General features: G+C 55.1%; 1 protein-coding gene. It reads right to left on the reverse strand.

Translation table 11 applies throughout. The features are described from left to right. Positions 1–96: 96 nt before the first annotated feature. A complete protein-coding gene (locus M5C71_RS33560) occupies positions 97–1,521 on the reverse strand; it encodes an IS1182 family transposase (RefSeq protein ID WP_248769699.1) in 1,425 nt (474 codons plus the stop codon). Positions 1,522–1,598 lie beyond the last annotated feature (77 nt).

The raw sequence follows: 1,598 nt of genomic DNA on the forward strand, positions 1-1,598 counted from the left end.
CAGACTGTGTGAAAACGCAGTCCGCCGCGGTTTAAAGCAAATGCCCCGACTTGTCGGGGCATTTGCTTTTCTGCAATCTGAAAAATGAAGGGCCTTTCAGCCCATCAGCGCCATCAGCTTCTGTGCTCCCAGCACCTGGATAGCTCTTTTCAAGTTGTAGGCCTGTACTGCAAGTGCCATTTCTGCGCGAGCACCCTGTAACTGGCGCAGCAAAAACCGGCCATTGCCGAAAATCCATTGCTTCAGGTTGCCGAAGGGATGTTCGACGATGGAGCGCCGATGCCCCATCATTTCCGGGTGCGCCTTCATTCGCACTTCCATTCGCTCAAATGCTGCTTCATGGGCGTGGCGCATCAGATACCGGCGTTCTGCCTTGGTGCAGCGGTTTTTCAGCGGACAACTTCGGCAGTCGCTGATGGCCGCCTGATAGATTCGGTCGCCCTTGCTCAGTTGCTTAAGTGTCAGCCGGTTGCCTGCGGGGCATTGGTACTGATCGGTGTTCGAGTCGTAGTTGAATTCGGTGCGGTCAAAGTATTGCTCGTCGCCACCGGTGGTGTTGATCGCCCGATTGGGAGGCACAAAAGCCGTGATCGCCGCGTCTTCGCAGGCCTGGAACTGGGCACCATTGGAATAACCGGCATCCGCCGTGACGCAAAGTTCGGATTGATCCAGCTTCTCTTTGGCTGCTTTGGCCATCGGTTCCAACTGACGGTTGTCGGTGCCTTCCTGAGTCACTTCGTGGTGCAGAATCAGGCAATGCTTGGCATCCACCGCACTTTGAATGTTGTAGGCCACGAGCGGCCCGGACGCTGTTCGCATTTTTTGCGCATCGGATTCACCCACAACGTGCTGAACCAGACCTTGAGCTTGCATCAGCACTTGGCAGGTCTGGTTATTGGCCTTTTTTACCTGCAACTCCGCCAGCGCTGCCTGCACCGCTGAACGATCAATCGACTCGCCTTCTTCGTCGCGATCGGCTTCATCGAGTTGCGCCAGATAACGCGCAATTTTCTTGTCGAGCGCCGCTTCCCGTTGCTGGAGCTTTTTCGGTGTCAGATGTTTGCGGCTGGAAGCCACAGCTTGAAACTTGCTGCCATCGATGGCCACCAACTCGCCTGCAATCAGACCGGCCTGCCGGCAGAAACGAACAAAGGCACGACAGGTCGCGGTAAACGCCGCGCTGTTATCGCGTCGAAAATCGGCAATGGTTTTGAAGTCCGGCGCCAATCGTCCCAACAGCCACATGACCTCGACGTTGCGTTGACACTCGGCCTCAAGCCGTCGTGACGAACGAATGCGTTGGAAATAGCCGTACAGATAGAGTTTGAGCAGATCGGCGGGATCGTATGAAGGACGTCCCGTGGCCTTGGGTTTGGCCTTGTCGAAACCCAGTTGCTCAAAATCCAGAAGCGCGACATAGGCTTCGATGACCCGAACCAGATGGTCATCGGGAATCAACTCATCCAGCGACAGTGGAAACAGCGCGCTCTGAGAGCGATTTTCACCTTGGATATAGCGCATAAGAAAAATGCCCGTATCTTGCGATACGGGCATTTTCTTTAACCGGCCAGCAGATTGCTAGGTTTTCACACAGTCTG

The organism is Pseudomonas sp. MWU12-2345 (assembly GCF_023242385.1).
Taxonomy (GTDB): domain Bacteria; phylum Pseudomonadota; class Gammaproteobacteria; order Pseudomonadales; family Pseudomonadaceae; genus Aquipseudomonas; species Aquipseudomonas gingeri_D.

Bases quoted from the DNA above. Each gene is read 5' to 3' on its own strand.
- M5C71_RS33560 (WP_248769699.1), bottom strand. From the start codon at position 1,521: ATGCGCTATATCCAAGGTGAAAATCGCTCTCAGAGCGCGCTGTTTCCA.